This window comes from Spiroplasma endosymbiont of Lasioglossum malachurum, from assembly GCF_964020065.1.
In the GTDB taxonomy this organism is placed as follows: domain Bacteria; phylum Bacillota_I; class Bacilli_A; order Mycoplasmatales; family VBWQ01; genus Spiroplasma_E.
In genome coordinates this window covers 216,059-240,916 of record NZ_OZ026534.1, presented here as the reverse complement: position 1 = coordinate 240,916, position 24,858 = coordinate 216,059, and the positions used below count along the sequence as shown (strand labels likewise).

The window sequence follows — 24,858 nt, the reverse complement described above, 5'->3', positions numbered from 1 at the left end:
TATTATAAATAGTACTACTTAAAGGGGGAGAAAATTATGAGCAAATTATTAACATCAACACCAAAAAAAGATGGTTTTTTTGCCCCAATTGAATCAATAGAACATAAAGGCACATGAATGATTTGACCGCTTATGAAAGATAATTGACAAAAAGAATGTCAACCAGCACGAACTGTTTTTGCAAAAATAGCCAACTCAATCAATAAACATGAACCAGTAAAAATTTTTATTAATAAAAGTAATTGAAATGAAGCTCGCAAACTATTAGAACCAACTATCAAATTAATCGATATTAAATATCAAGATAGTTGAGCGCGTGATATGGGACCAATTTATTTAATAAATAAAAAAGGACAACGAAGAGCTGTTCATTTTCACTTCACTGCATGAGGCATGAAAAATGAACCAAATATTAATCCACCCAGTTGAAATTGAAATTATGAAATTGATAATAAAGTTGGAATTGAAATGACTAAAAATAGTAACATTGATTATTATCAAGCACCAATTGTATTAGAAGGCGGAAGCATTCATCAAGATGGTGAAGGAACAATTTATACTACAGAAGAATGTTTATTAAACCCTAATCGAAATCCTGATTTAACAAAAGAAGAGATTGAAGAACATTTAAAACAATATTTAAATGCACAAAAAATAATATGAATTCCTCGTGGTGTTTATAATGATGAAACAAGTGGTCATGTTGATAATCTACTACATATCATTACACCTGGTCATGTTGTTTTAACATGAACTGATGATAAAAATGATCCTCAATATGAACGTAGTTTAGAAGCTTTAATGTTTCTTAAAAATAGCACAGATACTAAAGGACGAAAAATAAAAGTAACTAAATTACATCAACCAGCACCATTATTTATAACTAAGTCAGAGACAGAAAATCATGAAAAAAGTCCGGTAATGTTTAGTAATCTGTGTAACTTACAAAAATAACTATGTTTAATTAATTCTAGTAAATATAATTAAATGATTAGAAAGAGTGAGTTACAGATGGCTAAAAAAGATAACTTTAATAATAATGATCCAATATCAAAAGCAGTAGATTTATTATTAGAAAATACTGAAGATTTAACAACAGTTTTTAAAGAAGGGGGTTTATATAAAGAATTAACAAAACGTTTAGTTGAAAAAATGTTGAATTCTGAGATGCAAAATTATTTAGGATATGAAAAAAATCAACATAGTAATAGTGACAATGCTCGTAATGGTATAAGTTCAAAAAAATTAATAACTCAACAAGGTAAAATTGAGATTGATGTACCACGAGATCGTAATAGTAATTTTACTCCTGTAATAGTGCCAAAAAGACAGAGAAGATTTGATGAGGCTTTTTAGTAATCTGTGTTTCTTTCTTTTGCAAAGTACTAGTTCAGATTAATTCTGTCTTCAAATTTTATCATAAAATGAGCAATTGCTGTATTTCAATTTTGAATGGGCATTGTTCATTTTTTTGTTATATTTTCAATTGCTAAGTAAAATATTTTGAAAACTGCCATATCATTTGGAAAAACTTTTTTATTTCTGATGACTTTTCGTAATTGACTATTAACAGATTCAATAGAATTTGTAGTATAAATCACTCTTTTAATTTCTGGAGGATAACTAATAAAAATCATTAAATTATCTCAATTTTTATATCAAGATTTAGCAATTTGAGGATAGTGTTTATTTCATTTACTTTCAAATGATTCTAAAGCTTGCATTGCTTGTTCTTCACTACATGCATTATAAATTGGCTTTAAATCTGTAACTAGTGATTTTCGATGTTTATATGAAACATATTTTAAACTATTTCTGATTTGATGAACTATACATAATTGATGTTCAGTTTTAGGATAAACTGATTGTATTGCTTCTGACATGCTTGTTAAGTTGTCACTACAAGCAATAAGAATATCATTTAAGCCACGATTTTTCATTTCTGTGAAATTTGCTAATCAAAATTTAGCGCCTTCATTTTCACTAATTCATAAACCTAAAACATCTTTTTTACCTTCTAAATCAACACCTAAAGCTATATAAACTGATTTGTTAATAATGCGTTTATCTTGTCGTACTTTAACTACTATACAATCAAAATAAACAATGGGATAAATGCCTTCTAATGGTCTATTTTGTCATGCTTTGACATCATCAATCACATCATCAGTAATTTGACTAATAACACTTTCACTAATATCAGCACCATGATATAACTCTTGTAACTGCATTCTAATATCTGATAATGTCATACCTTTTGCATATAAGGAAAGAACTTGTTGATCAAAACCATCAAATCTTCTCTGTCTTTTTGGCACTATTATAGGAGTAAAATTACTATTACGATCTCGTGGTACATCAATCTCAATTTTACCTTGTTGAGTTATTAATTTTTTTGAACTTATACCATTACGAGCATTGTCACTATTACTATGTTGATTTTTTTCATATCCTAAATAATTTTGCATCTCAGAATTCAACATTTTTTCAACTAAACGTTTTGTTAATTCTTTATATAAACCCCCTTCTTTAAAAACTGTTGTTAAATCTTCAGTATTTTCTAATAATAAATCTACTGCTTTTGATATTGGATCATTATTATTAAAGTTATCTTTTTAGCCATCTGTAACTCACTCTTTCTAGTCATTTAATTATATTTACTAGAATTAATTAAACATAGTTATTTTTGTAAGTTACACAGATTACTAAACATTACCAAATGGTTTAACATTTGATTTAACTTCATCATAAATTGGATCGGTATTTATTTTTTCATAAATAGGTTGTTCTTCTACTTTTTTTGTAATATTTGATGGTTTAATTTCATTAGTTTCTTCGGTCGTTACTTTCATATTATTTTCACTTGTTTTATTTCTTGGTGGTAATTGTGGAGGAATATTATTACCAACTGAACTCAATGAAGTTGTTTCATCTTTTATATTTTCATAAATAAATTTTTCAAAAATAGTTTTTTCTTTTATTTCTTCATAAATATGATCATCTTGATTAAAATATAAAGGATTATCAATTGAACTATTTTGATAATTTAAAAACATTTTAATAGTCTTAAATAAAAAAATATTGTCTTCTTTTAGTTTTTTCATCTCTTCTTCTATATCAAGAATTTCTTTTCTTAATTTTTGTAATTCTTTATTTTTCTTTTTAAAGTACTTTTTAAGATACTTATTATAAAATTTTCTTATAAACTTTAACATTTTCTTTCTCCTTTTTATAAAAAAATAAAAAAATTTTAAAACAACCATGCTTTTTTTATTTTTTTATTATTTCTTAATTTCTTTTTTAATTCCAAAATGATTTTATTAGTTCTGGTGTTATTACTATTTTTATATATTTACTTAAACTTATTTTTAAAATTCTTTCAAAAAATAAAAATTTCTTATAATAAAGGTATGTCAAAATTTTTAATGTCCGTATTTATTTAGTTATTTAAAATTTAATTATTATAAAAGTTTAATTATAACTAAAAATAAAAAAATCATTACTTCTACCATCCTCTAAAATCACACCAGTAACTATAATAATTGTATATTAAATACAATAAAAATAAAACTATAAATATGAATTTATTTGCTAAAATATAATAAAATTTTTTTAACATTTTTTAAACAAAATTTATTAAAATAAAATCTATTATTAAAAAGGGATTTTTATATTATCCATGTGGTTCAAATGTCGGATGAGGTACATTTTCTACTTTAGAATTAATAATATTTTTATTTCAAGGAATTACTTTATAAAATACATAAGCACAAATAAAATCAGCTGATTTACTTAAACACGAAATCATAATTACCATTTTAATACTTAAGTCAGTTCACTGCAATAAAGCAAAAGTAATAAAAATATCAATAAATCAAATTAAAAATAGATCAGCAATACTAATAATTAAAGTATAGCCACCAGCATAAAGAAAACTAAATAATGGTTGCATTATATTAATGAAAAAATAAGTTACTGCTGAAAAAGCCATATATCAAACTGCAAGTTTCATAGCATTATTAGATAAATTTGGAAATAATACTTTTGGAACTCAAAAAGCACTACCCAAAATAATTAAAGCAATAACAGTTGAAATAGCAAAACTCAATTTTAATATCTTGTTAGCATTTTCTTTAGCCAGTACTAGTTCTCCTGAACCTAACTTGCTACCAACAGCATATCCAACTAAAGCATTATATCCCCTAAAAGTAGAATAAAAAATAGCAACAACACTACCAACAATTTGCACAGCGGCAACAACTTCAGTATCACAAAAATGAGAATATAAAGCTGTTAACATTACTACTGAAACACCAAATAATACTTGACTAGCAAATAAAGGAATAAAAGTAATAATATATTTTTTATGTAAATCTTTTGTAAATTTAAAAATATTTCAATTAGGAGCATAAATTGGTTTTTTATAAATTAAATAACCTAACAATATAAAACATTCTACTGCTCTTGAAATAATTAAACTTATTGCTAATCCTTCAATACCTAATTGTGGTTCCCCACTATATGGTAATGATAAAATACAAACTAAAAATGTATTTAAGAGTAATGAGCAAATAGAAGTTATCAATGGTGTTTTAACATTACCACATGTATTCATAGTAATTGACATAATAAAAGCAAAACCTAACAATGGGTAATTTCAAGCAATTAATTTACTATATTCTTCAGCAATACCAATAGCATTTTCATGAGAATTATCTTCAGCACCAAGAATTACTCCCATAATTTGTTTGCTAAATAATTCTAATATTACAACAAAAAATATTGAAAAAATTAAAGTATAAAATAATTTTATATTAGTAGTTTCTTGAATTTTCTTCTTATCTTTAATACCTAAATATTGAGCAGTAAAAATATTACCGGTAGCAACGATAGCAAAAAAGATATATCAAACCATATCATAAATATTACTTGATGATGCAACTCCAGCAATAGCATCATCATTTCCAAATTGACCAACCACAAAATTATTCATTAAGTTTATTAATGTTTCAATTAAAGATTGTGCACAAATTGGAATCATAAATAATAATGCCATTTTATAAAAGTTTAAATTATCTTTGTTTAATGTTTTCATATTATCTCACCCAATTTAAAAATTAATATAATAAAAAAATATATTAATGTTATTATTTAATATTTTGTTATATTTTTAACGAATAATTGCTTGAAATTTTTTCTTTAATATTTCTTGAATAATACTTATTTGTCCACTTACTTTTGTTTCATCTAATTGTTCTTCTTGACTATTAAATTTCAAATTAAAAGTTAATGAGTGTTGATTTTGTGATTTTAATTTTTCATCATTATAAAAATCTTCCAAAGATATTTGTTCTAAAAAATCAATATTTGCAAATATTATAGCATTTTTTACATCAGAAAATTGAATATCGCTATTAACAATAATTGATATATCACGACTTAAAGCATTAAATTTTGATCAAAGCTTAAATTTAGAAACTACTTTTTGTTGTTCTTCTATGATTTTAACTAACTTACTACAATTAATTTCTGCTAAGAATATTTTTTCAACATTCATTATTTTTTCAGTTTGTGGATGCAGTGCGCCAATAGTAGCAATATGTTCTTGCTCATAAAAAATATCTGCGCTTAAATACGGATGCATTAAAGAATTATTATTTGTTTTATAAACAATAGAGTTAAATAAATTTGGCATAACTTTTGCTAAAAAACCATCTAAAAAACCTTTAATAAAATAATACGTACTATTAGTAATTCTATTAGTATTAATTTTTGGTCAAAAATTATCCATAATCATAAAAGCTAAATGATGATTATCATCAGTTTCATCACCTGTATAAATAGTTTCATCAGTAAAAATTTTTAATTGTGTTTCTTTACGTGCATAATTATATTGACAAATTCTTAATAAACTATCTGTCAAACTAAAACGCATAACTTCTCTTGTTAATGTCAAAGGTGCTTCTAATTTTACAGGTATTTTATATTTAAAAAAATTAAAATCATTTAATCTCTGCATACTTGTTAAACTATATGTTTTTACTTGATTAAAACCATAACTTGTTAAATGTTGTCTTCACTTCATCATTAAATTTTCCATTGCCGTTGGTGACTTAAATGATACATTAAATTGTGGTTTAATAACTGGTAATTTATCATATCCAAATACTCTGGCAACTTCTTCACTAAAATCATTAGCATTATTTAAATCACTACGATGATTAGGAACTGTTACTTTTAAAATTTCTTGATTTTTTGCATCAATTTCAATTTGACAACCAATAATAGTCAAATAATTAATTATTTCATTAACCCCAAAATTTGTACCTAAAATTTTATTAATAAAATTAAAATTAAAATTGATCACTTTTGTTTTAACTTGATAAGGAACATCATTACTAAAACCAGTAATTTCATATTTAACTTGTAATTGTCCTAAAATAAACAAATAACGTTGTAAAGCAATTAAATAATAATCAGGAACAACTGGTCTTGTTAAACGTTCTAATAATGTATTAATAAGAGCACCATGTCGCTTTGCTTGTTTACTCATTAAGGTAACATCAGGATTAATTGAAAATATAAAAACTTCTTTGGAACTTGGTTTAACTTCATATTCAATATTATGACTAACTCCTAAAACACTAAAAGCCAAATATTTATCATGTAATAAAATATCACCCTCTTTAATTTGCAAATTACCTTCTGGGTATGATTTAGGTGAAATATTTAAAGATGGTTTTTTTAAAACATCGGCACTAAAAGTAATTAAGGGTTGACCCAATTCTAACATTACTAAATGAATAATATCTTCTGATAAAGTTTTGGGTACAATATTTGCAAGTTGTAGTGTTCTTCTAATTCAAATTGGTGTTATTACAGATTTATCATCAAATTCAATCTTTAATGTTGCTAAAGCTTGAATTTTACCATTAAGAACACTAACTTGACTTTTATTATCAAATTTTCCTATACTACTAACTTCCATGTTTTTTAAAGGAATTTTAAAATAACCGCTTAATTCTCTAGCAATACTATAAATCCCCAAACAATCACTACGATTTACTGTTAAATCAATAAAAAAAATTGTATCATCTAAATTTAAATATTGTAATGGATTAATATTACCAACCATTGCATCATCTGGTAAATGAATAATACCACTTAATTCTTCTTTATTCTGAACAATACCACTTAATCCTAATTCTGTTAATGAACAAAGCATTCCTGAAGAAACAACGTCTTGAATTGTTCTTTCAACAATAGTAAGACCATTACCTAAAGTACTTCCTATCCTTGCTACAATAACTTTAATACCAATAACTACATTTGCTGCACCACAAACTATAGTTAACATTTCAGTGCCTACTGTTACTTCACAAATATTTAATTTATTTGATTTAAGATGTTTAGTAATTTTAGTAATTTGACCAACAACTAAGTTTGTATTACTGAACATTAAATTTTTTACTTGATCAACCTCAAAACCCAAACTATTTAAAACATCAACGATTTCATAATCTTTAATGCTATTAATATTCAATCACTGCGAAATGATTTTACGTGAAACTATCATTTTATTTTATACTCCTTTTAATTTTTAAAATTGTTTTAAGAATCGAAAATCATTATTATAAAATAATCTGATATCGTCAATGCCATATTTAATCATAGTAATTCTTTCAATGCCTACACCAAAGGCAAAACCTGCTGTTGTTTCATCTAAACCAGCAGCAATAAAAACATTTGGATGAATCATACCAGCACCTAAAACTTCAATTCAACCAGTATACTTACATAATGAACAACCTTCTGTATTACATTTTGGGCAACTTACATCTACTTCAACTGAAGGCTCCGTAAATGGGAAATAACTAGGACGTAATCTTGTTTTAGTTTCCATACCAAAAAATTGCTGACAAAAATAATTTAATGTTCATTTTAAATTTGCAAAAGTAATATTAGATCCAACTAAAAACCCATCAACTTGCATAAATTGGTGAGAATGAGTAACATCATCATCATCTTTTCGATAAACATTTCCTAAACTAATAATAGCCGTGGTTTCTTTTGAATTTTTATCTTGCTCGCTAAGAATGCGTGCAGTCATATTTGTAGCGTGTGTTCTTAATAATCAACGATTAAGTTTGTCATTATTATTTTCAAGATAAAAAGTATCTTGCATATCTCTTGCTGGATGATCAAATGGTAAATTTAAGCGATTAAAATTATATTCTTCATTTTCTACTTCATTACCACTAATGATTTGATAACCCAAATTTTTAAAAATTTCAGATATTTCGGTAACAGTTTTTAATAAAGGATTGGTGTGACCAATATTAAAATCAATACCCGGTAGTGTTAAATCAATTTCTGAAGATTTAAGACGCTCATTAATGTTATCTTTCTCAATTTCATTAAATTTTTTTATTATATATTCATTAATTTCTTTTTTTAATTTATTAGCTGCTTGACCAATTTCAATTCTAAAATTATGAGGAAACTTTTCTAAAGATTTTAATATATTATTAATATCCGAATTTTTACCTAAATATTGTGATTTTAAAACTTGCAATTTATGTAAATCAGCAACTTCATCAATATTATTAAATGCTTGCTGTCTAATAATTTCTAATCTTTTTTTTAAATCGTTAACCGCTAACATTCTATTCCTCCATTAATTTATTAATATGTATAATTAAATTTTTATAATTCAAAATAAGTATAATTTATTTTAATATATTACTAGTAAATAAGCAATACGTTACTATTGCTACACTTGTTGCTAAATTTAATGATTCAACATTAAAAGAAGTTGGAATAAAAATATTACTATTAATTTTATCTTTATACTTTTTATTAATACCTTGTCCTTCATTGCCAAATAAAAAAGCATTCTTTTGCTTAAAGGTAATTTCAGATAAATTAGTACTATTATCTTCATGTAGAAATGTACCATAAATCATATAATTTGCATTTTTTACTTTTAATAAAAATTGATCAAAATTTTCATAATACACATTAGTATAAAAAATAGCTCCTTGACTTGCACTAATTACTTTGTGATTATATAAATCAATGCTTTCATTTGATAAATATACTTCAGAAATATTAAAAGCAGTAACACTGCGTAAAATATTTCCTAAATTACCTGGATCTTGAATTGTATCAATTAGAATAATATGAGAAGAATAAAAATAATTTAAAGCTTTAACAATATTACAAACGCCAATTATTGGTTGTGGTGTTTTTTGTTGTGAAATTTTTTTAATAATCATACTATTTACAACAATAACTTCAATATTATTACAAGTTTTTAATAAATTTGCATATTTGTCTAAATACTTCTCATCAACATATACTGCAAGTAATCTTTTTTTTAATAATGCAATACTAATTAAATGTTCTCCTTCAATTAAAAACTTTTTTTAACATTGCGATGTTTTCTTTCATGTAATAAAACTAATTCTTGAATTATTGGATTTTTAAGTGAGGTTATTTGTTTCATCCATAACTCCTTGTTTTAATATTTTTTGACAATCTTGAAAATCTGGACAATATTGAGCAACAAAATTTCAAAATGTTTTTTTATGATGAGCATGAATTATATGCGTTAACTCATGAATTATAACATAATCAATTACAGCATAATCAAAATGAATTAATTTATAATTAAGTGTAATGATTTTAGTATTTGGTTGACAAACACCTCATTTATTTAACATCGAACGAATTTTTAGTACTGAAAACTCAATATTGATAATTTCTGATCAATATTGTAAGCGACTCATAAAAATATTTTTTGACTCTTCTTTTAAAAATTTTTGAATTTTAATTAATATTTGCTTATCATCTTGAATATTTGTGCATACTACCAAATTATTAAATTCAAAATAAATAATGGTTTTTTTTGAATGATACTTAGTAATTAATTTATATTTTTTACTTAAAAAATAAAGATAACTGTCATTATTATTAATAACAATATTAGGTTTTAATATAGTTTTCTTTTTTAAAATTTTAGGTAAACTTTTTAAAATGAAATCTTCAATTAATTTTTCTTGCATAAAAAATGGAGCACTAATAATAATTTGATCATTGCGCACTTTTAAATACATATGTTTTTGTTGTTTATATGTAATAATGTACTCTCATTTTGTATTATTATAATTGAAAATTTTAACATTAGTCATTTTAATCTCCTAAATAAAACGATCACTTATTTCCATTAATAATTTTGTGATTGTCGTAAATGATTTATTTCATTTTTATAAATATAACAAGAAATAATCTCTTCACTATTAAAATTACATTTTTTACCAATTGTAAAATAAATATTTAATAATTCAAAAAAATCATTACTTGATTTTGATTTAAAAAGAGTTGTAACAAAAGCAAATAAATCAATGAATGCAAGATTAAGATCTTGATAATTTGTTTTTTCTGAAAAACTAAAATTTTGAAAATCAATATTAAGGCTATTACCGATACTAAGAATAAAATGAAGACTATCAATATATTCTTCAAGCATTACTGATTTTTCACTACTTGATTTTGAACTTCAATATTTAAAACATCTTTGTTCATTTGCAAATTCACCTAATTCAACTAAAAGTGCTAAAAATCTAGAATTTAATGTTTTAATATCGCTAACACCACGATTAATAATTATTTTTTTATCTAACTCATTTTGAAGTTGGATAATTGTTAAAAATTGTTTTGAATTTAACATAATTAACTCACTTTCTTTTTTTAATTATTAATTAAGATTTCATTATTTTTTTATCTTTTAAATTTAATTTTTTATAAAATTTTGTAATTAATGATTTTTTATCTTTATAAATAGGATTAATTTTTGTTCCTTTTTCTAAATAAAAAGGAGATAAAGTTTTTATAATAAAAATATATGTTAAAACTAGTAATGAAATACCAACAACAGACATAAATGTAAAACGTAAAATTGGTAACCACACTGAAGTGTCTAATACTTTTTTACCAAAACTTGCTGTATAACCAGCATTACCAATAAATAAGTAATTAGTACCAAAAGAAGTATTAAAAATAAAAACACCACTACCAAATAAAGTTAAATATAATATACTTTTTTTGATATATATTTTGTCATATTCAATATGACCATATAAATATAAAAGTAAATAAGAAAAAAGAATAATAATATGAATAAAATAATAATTTCAATAAAGAAAATGCTGTGGACCAAAAACTCATTTTGTTTTATCTGGTAATAAAAATGCCAAAATAACAGGACCAATTAAAGGAAAAGTAATATTAAATAAACTTTTATTAGGAATAATTAATAGTATACCACTAGTAATATTTAATACCGAACATAATTGAAAAGGAAAATAATCATACCATTGATAATTATCACCATTCAATCCATGAACAATATAAAAACTAATATATAAAAGTATTTGAAAAATACCTAAACTACATTTAAAACTATAGCACTTACTTAAATTAGCATAAAACCTTTTAAAAATAAATAAACTAATTATCAAGAATAATGATATAGATAAGCCAATTCAATAATACATACCAAATAAAGGATTAATAACTGCTTGTGGATTACCATCAAAAAATCCAAGAAAAACAAATTGCATAATGGCCCCCTCTTTTTTTAAATTTCTTTCTTATTTTTATACTAAGAAGCGAATTTATTTTTTAATTTTACCATTAAATATATTATAAAATAAAGTTTGTGATAAAAAAATATTCTTTGAAATTTATATAAAATTATGCAATTAATTATTTTGCTAAAGCAGATTTTGATGCCAAAACTAATTTTTCAAATTCTTCTGGTTGAATAATTGATAACTCAGACAATATTTTACGATTAAGATTAATATTAGCTTTATTTAAGCCATCAATAAAACGTGAATATGATAAATCATAATTACGAACAGCTGCATTAATTCTTTGAATTCATAACTTGCGAAACTCACGTTTACAATTTTTACGATCACGATAAGCATATGCTAATGAGTTCATTACTTGTTCATTTGCTGTACGATATAAACTATGTTTTGCTCCATAATATCCTTTTGCTGCTTTTAGTATTTTTTTACGACGATGATTAGTTGTATAACCACCTTTAACTCTAGCCATTTATTTTGTCACCTTCCTAAATTAAATCTTTTAAACGCTTATAGTCAGAAGCAGATACTTCACTTCACCCACGTAATTGACGTTTTTGTTTTGTTGTTTTATTTTGAGCTAAGTGAGAAACAAAAGCACCACTACGCATTCATTTACCACTTCCTGTTACTTTAATTCTTTTTTTTAAAGCTTTTTTTGCTTTCATTTTTGGCATATTTTACCTCCTATTGTTAATTTTCTTGATTTTTCTTTTTTGGAAAAAGATAAATAGTTTGTATATTTTTTTCTTTTTTATCAAAGTTTTTATCATAAATATAAATATCTTCTAATTCTTTATAAAATTTTGTAATTACTTCAAATCCTGCTTCAGGATTATGTAATTCACGACCACGATATTTTAATGTAACTTTTACTTTGTTACCATTACTTAGAAATTTACGAGCCTTATTTGCCTTTGTTTTAATGTCATTGTTATTGATAACAACACTTAGTCGAATTTCTTTTTCTTCAACAATTGTTAATTTTTGTGCTTTTTTAACTTCTTTTTCCTTTTTTTGTTGTTCAAAACGATATGTATCAAATTTAAACATTTTACAAACAGGTGGTTTAGCATTTGGTGATATACATAATAGGTCATATCCTAAATCTTCTGCTTTTTTTAAAGCATCATTTTTTTTCATTAAACCATAATTAGTACCATCATTACCAATTAATAAAAATTCATAAAAGGGAATATTACTATTTCATAAATTATCATTATTTTTAAAAGCCATACATACCTCCTTTAATTTGCATAAATAAAAGTGTGCTAAAACGCACACTCACCACTACAAAACTTTATTTTAAAAATAAAAATTTAAAGCATTGAACCTATAACAACTTAGCTATCAGGTGAGCGTAAAAACTACTTTCTTTATGTCAAGTATTATTATATTAGATTTTTAATAAATTACAAGATTTTTTTAATATGTTAATACATAAATTTAAATAAAAATAAAAAAACTTACTATATAATTAGGCAGCAAGTCTTTTATTTTTATTAATTTTAATACTAATTACTTATATATAACCTATCTTTTATGAAAATTTTTAGCTGTATATAAGATTCCTTGCGATCCAGCAGCATAAATTGAACCATCTGGACCAACTGCTAAAGCAAAAATATGATCATCAGTATTTTTTATTCCAGATAATTCACAACATAAATCTGTACCTTCTATTTTTTATATACTTTATTGGAGTCAATACCAACAAATAAATTATTATCTCAATGACTAAACGTTTAATCTCGTGGTTTGGATTTGTTTCTAAGATTACCTCATATATTCCATTCTTTATCTTATAAAGACGACCATTTCAAGAACCAGCAAAAACAGTATTATCCTTGTCAACTACTAAACTATCAATTTGATGTCCATCGTTTATTTGTTGAAATATTCCAAAAGTTTGACTTATTTTATCGGTTTTATAAATTATTCCACGATCATCATCACCAGCATAAATTGAACCATCTGGATCAACTGCTAAACTTCTAATATGATCACCATTTGTTCCTTGCATTAAACTAGTCTTCCATTTTTGCTGATTTTGAATACACCAGTATCACTACCAACATAAACGGTTTCAGTATTTTTATCAAATATTAAAGCTCAAATTCAGTTTTTTGGTCCTGGTATTATAATTTTTTCAAAACTACGTACACCATCGCTCTTATAAACAAAGCCATTATCACTACCAACATAAACATTATCTTCATTATCAATTACTAAGGCTCTAACTGCCCAATATCCTTCTAATCCTGCCATTAAAATTTCTAATCCTGTTGGAGTAATCTTATAAACCTTATCTTCTTGTGCTCTAAAAATATTACCTTGTGAATCAACACCTAAAGCATAAATGTTTCCATTTGTTAATTTTTGAGAAACAAAATTAGTAATACTATAATACAAATTAACTGTTCCTATATAATCACCTTTGCCAATAATTGTAGCAATACTAGTATCTTGTCTTTTAATATCAAAATCATTAATAGTTAATGATTTAATTGCATGATTTGCTTCAATAATACCTATTAGTAAACTCATTTTAGATGGTGCTAAATCCTTACCACTATTAATAAGTCCTAAATTATTATTTACTATTATATCTGCTAAGTTAATTGCACTATGTTTATTTTCTAAACGTTTTTTATTTTGCATATAATTAGTTGTAATATTAGTTTTTTGCTCAATTCTGTTTAATAAATTAGTTAAATTTCCTGTGGTTGTTGCAAGTGTTAAAACACTTAATGTTTTTATTATTTTTTTCATAAAGACCCCCTTTTTGATACTAATAATAGTTTTTTATACTATACAATATATATTAAATCTTTTAAAATAAAAAAACAAATCTTTTAATTTTCCAATTTTGTAATCTAATAAAATCGATATTTAGGTTAATCAAATAATTAGTTACACTATCTAATAGCCAATATCTTAAAATCTAATGTATCTCAATCAGTACCATTCACAATAAGTGTAATTGAATGAATTCCTGGGTAATGTTTCCTTGTACTTATATCTGCAAAACAATGTTTTTTTGCGTAAAATTTCTTCATATTTTCCTTTAAATATATCTCTGATATTTGGAATATTTTACGATTCCGTTTACCACTTGCTTTCACATAATCAATACCATATTCTAATCGTACCTTGATTGCTTTTTTTGTCTCAATCTTAAAAGAAAAAGTCATATTTTCTCCAATAGAAACAAATTCAGTACCTAAAGCAAAATCAATCACATTTACACAATCAATATTGGTAAAACCAAAGATTTTCATTACCTCCATATTGCCTTTTTTCAAAAGGGTCCTACAACCGTGCTTTACAATCCAATCAGTCTGATTGTTTTTACCATATCATTCCTTTGCAATTTTTGTAACCAAGTCAGGATCTGTTTTAGAAATATCATTTAGATTATTTGCTACACTTTTACGAACATAAAAAGAGGGATCGGCTTTTAATTGTTCTAAAATTTTAAGGATTGGATATGGATTTTTTTTGAAATTTGTTAATACTTGTCCTCATGGTAATTGGGGACGACAACCTTCACTAGCAAGTCGTCGCACATGCTCATTATCATGCTTAGATCAAACAAGCATTTGCTGCATCATACGCTTTTCATGTTTTATAATAAATTGTCTCACTGCAAATTCAGAAGATGAAAATTGTGTATACCTTTCTAATGCAGCTATTGACAAATCCCAATGATGTTCATTTTGTCCATAGATTTCAACAAAATTTGGAAAAAACATTAGTGAAAAATCATTAAATCCTACAGGATAAAGATCAATGATCTTATCAATGATAGCAAGTACCTGTTCATAACTGGTTGGTAAATATCTTCCTAAATTAATAGCAATTTTCCTCATACGGGCTTTCAATTCTAACTTATCTCATGTTTCATCTATAATGTCATTGATAAAATCATCAATTTTAAATAAAGGGTATATGGTTCTAATAGTTACAGCCAGATCTTGGAGTAACTGATAATTATACCTATTTTTTAATAATTTTGGCATACTATTTTCCTTTTAATTTTTATTAAAAAAAATTATTAATAATATTTTATCATTGTTTTTCCTTCTTTTTTATACATAAAAAACCAATGAAAAAATAATTAATATCAATTTCCTTTACATTAATATTTGTTACATTTCTTATGATAAAGCATCAAGATTATTTTTAATTTAATATTATTTTAATATCAATAATAAAGGTAATGTTTAAAAATAATATATTTTATAGTTAAAATGTTAAAATTATTATTATTAATATTTTTAGTTTAAAGGAGAATAATATGCAAACAAAACGTTTAATTAAAAGTTTAATTAATAATTTTTTATTTATTATTAATGCTATTTTATGAATTTTTAATATTAGATCTGTTGGTGAAATCGTCACCGGAATTAATGTTGGATCAAATCGTAAAGAAAAACTAATCTATGGACTTTGCAGTTTACTACAATATATAACTTATATATTATTAATTGAATTTATTATTACTATTTATTGATGAATAAAAAATGATTTATCAATAGCAGAGCGTATAAGTGGTTTAAAACAATCATAAATTAAAAATAAATTTTTTTACTTATTTTAATGTAAAAATTAAAAAAATCTTAATTTTTACATTAAAATTAACAATAAAAAAAATTTGGCATTGTGCTATTTTCCCATTGCTGGTATTTTCGCCGCTGGAGTGCTTAACTGCTGTGTTCGAGATGGGAACAGGTGTGACCACTCCGCCATGGACACCAAATAGTTTAGCAATTGCTCCCTAAAAACTAGAAACAGACATCTTTAAATTTGATTACTTTTGATTTGCAATAGAGAATATATTCTTCAATAAATCCTCGATCTATTAGTATCAGTAAGCTGAACATATCACTATGCTTACACACCTGACCTATCAACCTTGTAGTATTCAAGGGATCTTACTTCTTTCGAATGAGAAATCTCATCTTGGAACTGACTTCGCGCTTAGATGCTTTCAGCGCTTATTCATGCCCTACATAGCTACCCAGCTGTGCCACTGGCGTGACAACTGGTGCACCAGAGGTAGGTCCATTCCGGTCCTCTCGTACTAGGAACAGCTTTCCTCAAATTTCTTGCGCCCACGACAGATAGGGACCAAACTGTCTCACGACGTTCTGAACCCAGCTCGCGTACCGCTTTAATGGGCGAACAGCCCAACCCTTGGAAGCGACTACACCTCCAGGATGCGATGAGCCGACATCGAGGTGCCAAACCTCCCCGTCTATATGAACTATTGGGAGAGATTAGCCTGTTATCCCCGGGGTAACTTTTATCCGTTGAGCGACGGCCTTTCCACACAGCACCGCCGGATCACTAAGCCCAACTTTCGTTCCTGCTCGACTTGTATGTCTCGCAGTCAAGCACCCTTTTACCTTTGCGCTCTACATATGATTTCCATTCATATTGAGGGTACCTTTGGGCGCCTCCGTTACTTTTTAGGAGGCGACCGCCCCAGTCAAACTACCCACCAGACACTGTCCTTAGACCAGATTATGGTCTCAAGTTAGAATTTCAATATAGCAAGGGTGGTATCCCAATGGTGACTCCATGCCTACTAGCGTCTGCATATCAACGTCTCCCACCTATGCTGTACAAACTACACCAAAATTCAATATCAAGTTGTAGTAAAGCTCCACGGGGTCTTTCCGTCTAATCGCGGGTAACCTGCATCTTCACAGGTACTAAGATTTCACCGAGTCTATAGCCGAGACAGCGTCCGGATCGTTACGCCTTTCGTGCGGGTCAGAACTTACCTGACAAGGAATTTCGCTACCTTAGGACCGTTATAGTTACGGCCGCCGTTCACTGGGGCTTCAGTTCAAAGCTTCGCTTACGCTAACAAATCTCTTTAACCTTCCAGCACTGGGCAGGCGTCACCCCCTATACATCGTCTTACGACTTAGCAGAGAGCTGTGTTTTTGCTAAACAGTCGCCCGGACCTCTTCACTGCGACTCATATTGCTATGAGCTCCCCTTCTCGCTAACTTACGGGGTTATTTTGCAGAGTTCCTTAGCTATAGTTATCTCGCTTGCCTTAGGATATTCTCCTTGACCACGTGTGTCCGTTCTCGGTACAGGCACCATGGTGATGTCTTTAGAAACTTTTCTTGGAAGTATGGCATCAAATGCTTCGTTACTAAGCGAACCGTTCACTCCCCATCGTACTTCAAGGTTAACGCTGTGCGGATTTGCCTACACAACCCTCTTTGTACTTAGCCCAGCACTACCAACCACTGGGACATTTTAGCTTTCTCCGTCATTCCATCAGTCACCATGGTGGTACAGGAATATCAACCTGTTATCCATCGACTACGCCTTTCGGCCTCGCCTTAGGTCCTGACTAACCCTGGGTGGACGAACCTAGCCCAGGAAACCTTGGTCAATCGGCATGAAGGATTCTCACCTTCAATCGTTACTCACGCCGGCATTCTCACTTCTAAACGCTCCACTAGTCCTTCCGGTCTAACTTCGTCGCAGATTAGAACGCTCCCCTACCGCCCACAATATATGTAAACATATATATAGACCCATAGCTTCGGTACAATGCTTAGCCCCGGTACATTTTCCGCGCAGAATCATTCGACTAGTGAGCTGTTACGCACTCTTTAAAGGATGGCTGCTTCTAAGCCAACCTCCTAGCTGTCTGAACAATTCCACATCGTTTTCCACTTAGCATTGATTTGGGGACCTTAGCTGATGATCTGGGCTGTTTCCCTCACGTCCATGGACCTTATCACCCATAGACTGACTGCCAGATATGTAACAATGGCATTCGCAGTTTAATTGCATTCAGTACCCCGAGGTGGGGCCATCATACATTCAGAGCTTTACCTCCATTGCACTAATTCTGACGCTAGTCCTAAAATTATATCGGGGAGAACCAGCTATCTCCAGGTTCGATTGGAATTTCACCGCTAGCCACAAGTCATCCACGGTCTTTTCAACGAACGTTGGTTCGGTCCTCCATTAACTGTTACATTAACTTCAACCTGCTCATGGCTAGATCACCTGGTTTCGGGTCTACGACCACATACTAAACGCCCTATTCAGGCTCGCTTTCACTTCGGCTCCGTCTTTTCAACTTAACCTTGCATGTAATCGTAACTCGCCGGCTCATTCTACAAAAGGCACGCCGTCACCCATTAACGGGCTCCGACTTGTTGTAAGCATATGGTTTCAGAAACTATTTCACTCCCCTCTCGGGGTACTTTTCACCTTTCCCTCACGGTACTGGTTCACTATCGGTAATTGGTTAGTATTTAGCCTTACGCAGTGGTCTGCGCAAATTCCGACAAGGTTCCACGTGCCTCGCCGTACTCAGGATACTGTCAAGAGATTTATACATTTCGCATACTGGGCTTTCACCATCTATGGCGTTGCTTCCCAAAAACTTCTGCTATATATAAATTTTGTAACTCTTCATAGGTCGAACCTAATAGACAGTCCTATAACCCCAGTCTGACGACTGGTTTAGGCTGCTCCCTTTTCGCTCGCCGCTACTAAGGGAATCGCATTCGCTTTCTTTTCCTCTAGGTACTAAAATGTTTCAATTCTCTAGGTATCACTCTGCACAACTATGAATTCATTGTACAGTACTATCTGATTAAAGATAGTGGGTTTCCCCATTCGGACATCTCCGGATCAAAGCTTATTTCCAGCTCCCCGAAGCTTATCGCAGGTAATCGCGTCCTTCATCGTCTTCCAATTCCAAGGCATCCACCATACGCTCTTAATAATTTATTTTTAGAATATCCTATTGCAAGATAAAAATTATCTTATTTTTTTTAAAAGATATCTATTATCCAGTTTTTAAAGAACAATTGCTCAGAGAAAACAATCCCTGAAAACTAAACAGAACAAAAGAAGTAATCCAATAAATCATCCATCTAATTTTTCTTGTTGTCTTGGTTTCTTATTAGAAACTAAACTCCATAGAAAGGAGGTGATCCATCCCCACCTTCCGGTAGGGATACCTTGTTACGACTTAACCCCAATCATCAACCCTGCCTTTGGCAGCTCCCTCCTTACGGTTAGGACACCGACTTCTGGCATTGCCAACTCTCGTGGTTTGACGGGCGGTGTGTACAAGACCCGAGAACGTATTCACCGCGACACTGCTGATTCGCGATTACTAGCGATTCCGACTTCATGAAGTCGAGTTGCAGACTTCAATCCGGACTGAGACTGACTTTTTGAGATTTGCTTGACCTCGCGGTTTAGCGACTCTTTGTATCAGCCATTGTAGCACGTGTGTAGCCCAGGTCATAAGGGGCATGATGATTTGACGTCGTCCCCACCTTCCTCTAGCTTACACTAACAGTCTCCTTAGAGTCCCCAACTTAATGCTGGCAACTAAGGACAAGGGTTGCGTTCGTTGCTGAACTTAACCAAACATCTCACGACACGAACTGACGACAACCATGCACCACCTGTATCCTTGTTAACCTCTACTATATCTCTATAGCTTCGCAAGGTATGTCAAGACCTGGTAAGGTTCTTCGCGTTGCTTCGAATTAAACCACATGCTCCACCGCTTGTGCGGGTCCCCGTCAATTCCTTTGAGTTTCACTCTTGCGAGCATACTACTCAGGCGGAGTACTTAATGCGTTAGCTACAGCACTGCCTCATGGCAACACTTAGTACTCATCGTTTACGGCGTGGACTACTAGGGTATCTAATCCTATTTGCTCCCCACGCTTTCGTGCCACAACGTCAGTAATAGGCCAGTTAGCCGCCTTCGCCACTGGTGTTCCTTCATATATCTACGCATTCCACCGCTACACATGAAATTCCACTAACCTCTCCTATACTCTAGTAATGTAGTTTCCAAGGCGGTTAGGGGTTGAGCCCCTAAATTTAACCTCAGACTTGCAAAACCGTCTACGCACGCTTTACGCCCAATAAATCCGGATAACGCTTGCCACCTATGTATTACCGCGGCTGCTGGCACATAGTTAGCCATGGCTTTCTGGTAAGGTATGGTCGATACTAAAATCATTTCCTATTCTAGCACTTCTTCCCTTACAACAGACCTTTACAATCCGAAGACCTTCATCAGTCACGCGGCATTGCTCCATCAGGCTTTCGCCCATTGTGAAAAATTCCCTACTGCTGCCTTCCGTAGAAGTTTGGGCCGTGTCTCAGTCCCAATGTGGCCGTTCATCCTCTCAGATCGGCTACGCATCGTTACCTTGGTAAGCCATTACCTTACCAACTAGTTAATGCACCGCATCCCCATCAATTAGCGAAGCAAATGCTCCTTTCATTATTTATCATTGCAAATAAATAACATATGCGGTATTAGCTGTCGTTTCCAACAGTTATTCCCCACTAAATGGTAGGTTAGATACGTGTTACTCACCCGTTCGCCACTAAAGTATTGCTACTTTCGTTCGACTTGCATGTATTAGGCATGCCGCCAGCGTTAATCCTGAGCCAGGATCAAACTCTCAATAAAATTGTTTTTGTTAAAAGATGATGTCTGACTTATTTAATTTTTAATAAAAAATTGACGGATTAATTCTTGTTCTATTTAGTTTTCAAAGATCGTTTTTTCTAGTTTGTAACCCATTTATTTTCGGGCACAATAAGTATCTTACAGAAAACAAAACCCAATGTCAATGAAAATAATACTAAAAATATAAATATTTTTTTTGTATAAAAAAATGGTTTAAATTTTACTAATATACTTAGTAAAATTAAATTGCTTAATTAACTAAAAAAAACCATTTAAGAATTAGAACCTTAAATGGTTTTTTAATTTTTATAATTATATTTTATTATCAACTTGTTTTGTTAATAATTTTAAAAATTCTGATAAAGTAACAATTTTACTTTCTTTTTGACCATACTGACGATAACTTAAATTATTATTTTCTATTTCCTTATCACCAATAATAATTTGATAAGGAATTTTTTGAGTTTGTGTTTCAACAATACGTTTGCCAATAGTTCCACTGCTAATAATTTCAGTTCGTAAATTATGTTGTTTACAAGTTTGCAATAATTTATTAGCATATTCTAAGGTTTTTTCTTTTTCATTTATTGGTAAAATTGCAATTTGCCTTGGTGCTAATCATAGTGGAAAAACACCTTTATTTTGTTCTAATAATGTGGCAATAAAACGTTCATATGTACCAATTAATCCTCGATGAACAATAACTGGATTTATTTCATTATTATTTTCATCAATATAAGTTAAATTAAACTTTTTCGGTAATAAGAAATCGAATTGAATAGTAGATAATGTAATTTCATGACCTAATGCTGTTTTAATTTGAACATCAAATTTTGGTCCATAAAAAGCAGCCTCACCAATCATTGGTTTATACTCTAATTGTAATTCATCTAATACTTCACGTAATGCTGTTTCTGCTTGATTTCACATTTTATCATCATTAAAATATTTTTCTTTATCAGCAGGATCTCGTAAAGATAATGATAAATAATCAATTTTAATATTTAAAGTTTTTAAAACCTCAGCAATTAACTGATAACAACGTTTAAACTCTGTTTTCATTTGATCAAATCTAACAAAAATATGAGAATCGGTTAATTCCATACTTCTTACTCGTTCTAAACCAGTTAAAGCCCCACTTGCTTCATAACGATATAATAAAGCATGTTCACTTAAACGCAAAGGCAAATCTTTATAACTACGAAGAGCACTTTTATAAATCATACAGTGATGAGGACAAGTCATTGGTCTTAATACCAATTGTTCTTCTTCTTTTTTAATTGGAGTAAACATATTTTCACGATAATGATCTCAATGACCACTTTTTTTATATAATTCAACAGAACCTAAAACTGGTGTCGCTACTTCTTGATAATCTCACATAAATTCTTGTTTTCTCAAATATTCCTGCAAAACTTTTTTAATAACCATACCATTTGGTAAAAATATAGGTAATCCTTTACCACAATCATCATTAAAAGTAAAAATACTTAATTCTTTACCTAGTTTACGATGATCACGATTTTTTTGTTCTTCAAGTTCATTAAGTTTATCTACTAATTTTACTTTTGAATAATCACAAATTCCAGAAATGCGCTGTAATTGTTTATTTTTATCATTTCCTAATCAATATGCACCAGTAATACTTAATAATTTAAAATCTTTTATTGATGAAGAATTATTAATAGCAACACCCGATGCTACTACTAAAGTTTTATTATCAACTAAATAAGAGCATTTTAATCCATTAACATGATTTAATTTAATATATTCTAAAGCAAAAGGATTGTCTTTATGAGTTTTTAAAGATTCTTCTTTAGTTTGACAAACTCTTTTAATTTCAATATTTTTTATTAAAATTTCACGTATTTTCTCTTCAATTTTAATTAATTCATCATTAGAAAGTCGTTTTTCATAATCAAAATCTAAATAAAAACCATTATCATTAGTATTAGCAATCGTAATTAACGCTTGTGGATACATTAATTTAATAGTATGAGCTAAAATCATAGCACATCCATAATTTAAAATAGTTCATCCTAAAGCATCATCTTTTTTAATAAACTTGATTTCAGCATCTTCTTTAATTTCTCAATATAAATCTTTTAATTGTCCATTCAGAGTAAAAGCAATAATTGAAGAATCTATATTTTCATTTTCCTGTTTTAATAATTGATAACCAGTAATTGGATTTTCAATATTATAAATCATCGTTTTGCCATTTAATTTAATTACATTAATTTTCATGTTTTACCTAATTCCTTTTCTAATTTACCTCAGTAGTACTAGGTTATTTAACAATAAAAGTTGTAAAAGGATTAGTATTATTATTAATATCTACTACTAATACTTTTGATTTAGTAGGGATTATATAAGTGTTACTAATGCTTTTAACTAATTGCGAAGAATTACTTAATTCTACTGGAATTCCTTCAGTTGCTAAAAAAGTATAAATTCCAAAATTTATTGCAAATTTATTATAATCAATAACATTATTAACAATAGGAATTATATAAACTGGCAAATGAGCATTAGCAATAGTTCTAATATAATTATTATCTTGACTATTAGTAATTAAATATTGTGGTTTTTCTTCAATAATTTTTTTAATAGTTTTAGCAACTAATTGATCTTTTGTATGCAATAAATCAGTAGCAATTTTAATCTGTTCTTGATGACTTTCAGCATCAACAAGAATTTTACTCATTGTTGCAATTGATAACACAGGATAGTTACCATTAGCAGATTCACCCGATAACATTGTACATGTTGCTCCCCAATCCATAGCAACCCAAACATCAGTAACTTCAGCACGTGTTGGATGAGGGTTATCTATCATTGAATCTAGCATTTGCGTAGCAACAATTATCGGTTTGTTAACAGTACGACATTTTTTAATTCATTCATGTTCTAAAAAAGGAACTTTTTCAAAAGGAATTTCAACTCCTAAATCACCACGAGCAACCATAATAGCATCTGATTCTTTTAAAATTTCATCAAAATTATTAACTGCTAATTGTGATTCAATTTTAGCAATGATTTGAATATGTTTACCATCATTATCATCTAAAACTTTGCGGATTTCTTTAATATCAGCTGCTGAACAAACAAATGATGCAGCAACATAATCTACTTTTTGCTGACAACCAAAAATTAAATCTGCTCTATCTTTTTCAGAAATAAAAGGTAAAGATAATTTAACATTTGGAATATTAATAGCACGACGATCTTTAATAGTATGTGTATTTAAAGCTTGACAAATAACAGTATGGTCTTTAACCGCTGTAACCTTTAATGTTAATTTACCATCATCTACTAGTAAATTATCATTAACTTTAATATCCTTTGCTAAATTACCATAATTTACAGAAAACTTATCCGCAGTACCAATAATCTCTTTATTATCAATTATCGTAATAATTTCATTTTTTTTGATTTCTACACTACCCTTTGTAAAGGTATGTGTTCTAACTTCCGGACCTCTAGTATCTAACATAATAGCAACTGGTACATTTAATTGTTTAGATACTTCTCTAATCATTAAAACCCTTGCTAAATGTTCATCATGAGTACCATGAGAAAAATTTAAACGCCCACAAATTGAGCCATTTTCTATTAGTTGTTTAATAACATCAGCAGAATTTGAAGCAGGTCCTAAAGTAGTTACACATTTAGTTCTTTTTATAATTGATATCAAATTATTCA

Annotated in this window: 19 protein-coding genes, 3 rRNA genes and 1 pseudogene; 3 read left to right on the top strand and 20 right to left on the bottom strand. The window is 28.7% G+C overall.

Annotated features, from left to right (window positions below):
- Positions 1-36 precede the first annotated feature (36 nt).
- Positions 37-954: an agmatine deiminase family protein gene (locus tag AACK95_RS01365; protein ID WP_338980457.1), complete on the top strand. Its 918-nt coding sequence runs from the start codon at positions 37-39 to the stop codon at positions 952-954.
- Between the two features lie 57 nt (positions 955-1,011).
- A pseudogene (locus tag AACK95_RS01360) lies at positions 1,012-1,344 on the top strand (transposase); the annotation flags it as partial.
- 41 nt (positions 1,345-1,385) lie between these two features.
- On the opposite strand, the gene AACK95_RS01355 reads toward AACK95_RS01360, so the two are convergent.
- The 15 genes from AACK95_RS01355 to AACK95_RS01285 form a co-directional block, all read right to left on the bottom strand.
- Positions 1,386-2,588, bottom strand: a complete 1,203-nt coding sequence (locus AACK95_RS01355) for an IS256 family transposase (protein WP_338980944.1) — start codon at positions 2,586-2,588, stop codon at positions 1,386-1,388.
- Positions 2,589-2,705: 117 nt separating this feature from the next.
- Complete coding sequence (locus AACK95_RS01350; protein ID WP_338980455.1) at positions 2,706-3,215, bottom strand: hypothetical protein; 510 nt, start codon at positions 3,213-3,215, stop codon at positions 2,706-2,708.
- Between the two features lie 458 nt (positions 3,216-3,673).
- Positions 3,674-5,095 carry an MATE family efflux transporter gene (locus tag AACK95_RS01345; protein WP_338980454.1) on the bottom strand — a complete coding sequence of 474 codons (1,422 nt, stop codon included), beginning with the start codon at positions 5,093-5,095 and terminating at the stop codon, positions 3,674-3,676.
- Positions 5,096-5,170: 75 nt separating this feature from the next.
- Positions 5,171-7,576, bottom strand: coding sequence for a phenylalanine--tRNA ligase subunit beta (pheT, locus tag AACK95_RS01340; RefSeq protein ID WP_338980453.1), 2,406 nt, complete (start codon positions 7,574-7,576; stop codon positions 5,171-5,173).
- Between the two features lie 24 nt (positions 7,577-7,600).
- Complete coding sequence (gene pheS / locus AACK95_RS01335; RefSeq protein WP_252320310.1) at positions 7,601-8,665, bottom strand: phenylalanine--tRNA ligase subunit alpha; 1,065 nt, start codon at positions 8,663-8,665, stop codon at positions 7,601-7,603.
- 64 nt (positions 8,666-8,729) lie between these two features.
- Positions 8,730-9,416: an RNA methyltransferase gene (locus tag AACK95_RS01330; RefSeq protein WP_338980942.1), complete on the bottom strand. Its 687-nt coding sequence runs from the start codon at positions 9,414-9,416 to the stop codon at positions 8,730-8,732.
- 69 nt (positions 9,417-9,485) lie between these two features.
- On the bottom strand, positions 9,486-10,193 hold the full coding sequence (locus AACK95_RS01325; RefSeq protein WP_338959036.1) for a SprT family zinc-dependent metalloprotease: 708 nt from the start codon (positions 10,191-10,193) through the stop codon (positions 9,486-9,488).
- A 35-nt stretch (positions 10,194-10,228) separates the two neighbouring features.
- Complete coding sequence (locus AACK95_RS01320; RefSeq protein WP_338980452.1) at positions 10,229-10,732, bottom strand: dUTP diphosphatase; 504 nt, start codon at positions 10,730-10,732, stop codon at positions 10,229-10,231.
- Positions 10,733-10,763: 31 nt separating this feature from the next.
- Positions 10,764-11,624 (bottom strand): YwaF family protein, encoded by an 861-nt coding sequence (locus AACK95_RS01315; RefSeq protein ID WP_252320318.1) that lies wholly within the window; start codon positions 11,622-11,624, stop codon positions 10,764-10,766.
- Between the two features lie 145 nt (positions 11,625-11,769).
- Positions 11,770-12,129 (bottom strand): 50S ribosomal protein L20, encoded by a 360-nt coding sequence (gene rplT / locus AACK95_RS01310; protein ID WP_338980451.1) that lies wholly within the window; start codon positions 12,127-12,129, stop codon positions 11,770-11,772.
- 16 nt (positions 12,130-12,145) lie between these two features.
- Positions 12,146-12,334, bottom strand: a complete 189-nt coding sequence (gene rpmI, locus AACK95_RS01305; RefSeq protein WP_338959025.1) for a 50S ribosomal protein L35 — start codon at positions 12,332-12,334, stop codon at positions 12,146-12,148.
- Positions 12,335-12,350: 16 nt separating this feature from the next.
- Entirely contained in the window at positions 12,351-12,893 is a 543-nt protein-coding gene (infC, locus tag AACK95_RS01300) for a translation initiation factor IF-3 (RefSeq protein WP_338980450.1), read from the bottom strand.
- A gap of 316 nt (positions 12,894-13,209) precedes the next feature.
- The gene (locus AACK95_RS01295; RefSeq protein ID WP_338980449.1) at positions 13,210-13,680 is read right to left on the bottom strand and encodes a hypothetical protein; all 471 of its coding nucleotides are present in this window, start codon (positions 13,678-13,680) and stop codon (positions 13,210-13,212) included.
- On the bottom strand, positions 13,680-14,429 hold the full coding sequence (locus tag AACK95_RS01290; protein ID WP_338980448.1) for a hypothetical protein: 750 nt from the start codon (positions 14,427-14,429) through the stop codon (positions 13,680-13,682). The genes AACK95_RS01295 and AACK95_RS01290 overlap by 1 nt, the downstream gene beginning before the upstream one ends.
- 146 nt (positions 14,430-14,575) lie before the next feature.
- Entirely contained in the window at positions 14,576-15,679 is a 1,104-nt protein-coding gene (locus AACK95_RS01285; RefSeq protein ID WP_338980447.1) for a DNA alkylation repair protein, read from the bottom strand.
- 278 nt (positions 15,680-15,957) lie between these two features.
- Here AACK95_RS01285 and AACK95_RS01280 point away from each other — a divergent pair, with 278 nt between their 5' ends.
- Positions 15,958-16,230, top strand: coding sequence for a hypothetical protein (locus AACK95_RS01280; RefSeq protein ID WP_338980446.1), 273 nt, complete (start codon positions 15,958-15,960; stop codon positions 16,228-16,230).
- A gap of 82 nt (positions 16,231-16,312) precedes the next feature.
- On the opposite strand, the gene rrf is transcribed toward AACK95_RS01280, so the two are convergent.
- The 5 genes from rrf to pyk form a co-directional block, all read right to left on the bottom strand.
- Positions 16,313-16,419: ribosomal RNA gene (gene rrf, locus AACK95_RS01275) — 5S ribosomal RNA — on the bottom strand.
- Between the two features lie 82 nt (positions 16,420-16,501).
- Positions 16,502-19,439, bottom strand: a 23S ribosomal RNA gene (locus tag AACK95_RS01270).
- Between the two features lie 192 nt (positions 19,440-19,631).
- A 16S ribosomal RNA gene (locus tag AACK95_RS01265) occupies positions 19,632-21,153 on the bottom strand.
- Together the 16S, 23S and 5S rRNA genes form the textbook arrangement of a ribosomal RNA operon.
- Before the next feature lie 312 nt (positions 21,154-21,465).
- Positions 21,466-23,400, bottom strand: coding sequence for a threonine--tRNA ligase (thrS, locus tag AACK95_RS01260; RefSeq protein WP_338980445.1), 1,935 nt, complete (start codon positions 23,398-23,400; stop codon positions 21,466-21,468).
- Positions 23,401-23,443: 43 nt separating this feature from the next.
- Positions 23,444-24,850, bottom strand: a complete 1,407-nt coding sequence (gene pyk / locus AACK95_RS01255; RefSeq protein WP_338980444.1) for a pyruvate kinase — start codon at positions 24,848-24,850, stop codon at positions 23,444-23,446.
- Positions 24,851-24,858 lie beyond the last annotated feature (8 nt).